Origin of the sequence: Noviherbaspirillum humi, from assembly GCF_900188095.1 — a bacterium.
In the GTDB taxonomy this organism is placed as follows: domain Bacteria; phylum Pseudomonadota; class Gammaproteobacteria; order Burkholderiales; family Burkholderiaceae_D; genus Noviherbaspirillum; species Noviherbaspirillum humi.
Window position 1 is genome coordinate 1 of the sequence record NZ_FZOT01000056.1, and the last position, 1036, is coordinate 1036.

The 1036-nt window shown below is 67.2% G+C and carries 1 protein-coding gene; it reads left to right on the plus strand.

Annotated features, from left to right (window positions below; all coding sequences use genetic code 11):
- Positions 1-31: 31 nt before the first annotated feature.
- Positions 32-1036, plus strand: a 1005-nt coding sequence (locus CHB88_RS24090; RefSeq protein WP_143131476.1) for a filamentous hemagglutinin N-terminal domain-containing protein, incomplete at its 3' end; no start/stop codon positions are given.

The window sequence follows — 1036 nt, forward strand, 5'->3', positions numbered from 1 at the left end:
ATCGTCACTTCATCCGCAATACGGAACCGCCATGCATACCATCGCCAATGTCTCCGGGTCGAATCCATCGAAGCAAGCGTCGCAGCGCCCCTGGCGGCGCTGGGTCGTGGCGCTCATGTCGGTGCTGCTGCTCCTGCAGGCCACCGTGTCGGCCTTTCCCGCCCACGCGCAGATCGCCCCGGCCACATCGGCGCCGGCCGGTCAGCGCGCCATCATGGACGCGGCCCGCAACGGCGTGCCCATCGCCCATATTGCACCGCCCTCGGCCGGCGGCGTCTCGCGCAACCAGTTCGAGCAGTTCAACGTCGCGCCCAATGGCCTCATCCTCAACAACAGCACCAATCCAACGCTGACCCAGCAAGGCGGCTGGATCAGCGGCAACCTGCAGCTCGGTCCGGTGCCGGCGCGCATCATCCTCAATGAAGTCATCGGCCCGGACGCATCACAGCTGCGCGGCACGATCGAAGTGGCCGGCCGCCGCGCCGACATCGTCGTCGCCAATCCCAACGGCATCCGCTGCGACGGCTGCGGCTTCCTGAATACCGGCCATGCCACGCTGGCCACCGGCGCGCCGCGATTCAACGGCGACGGCTCGATCCGTGCCATCGACGTGCGCCAGGGACAGCTCACCGTCGGCGGCAACGGCCTGAATGCCGCCAACATTGAACAACTCGACCTGATCGCGCGCGGCATCGTGCTCGAAGGCGAGGTCTGGGCGCAAAACCTCAACGCCATCGCCGGCGCCAACGAGGTGCTGTACGGCACGCTGCGGCAGACCGTACAGCCCGGCAACGGTGCCGCACCGCGGTTCGCCGTGGACATCAAGGACCTCGGCGGCATGCATGCGAACCAGGTGTATCTCATCGCCACCGAAAAGGGTCTCGGCGTGAACAGCACCGGCCGCCTGGCGGCCCTGCAGGGCAACCTCGTGCTCTCTGTCGATGGCGACCTGACGCTCAAGGACAGCTACGCCCGGCAGGACATGCAGCTTGCCGCCACCGGCGCCGTCACGCTCACCGGCCAGACCAAAAGTGAA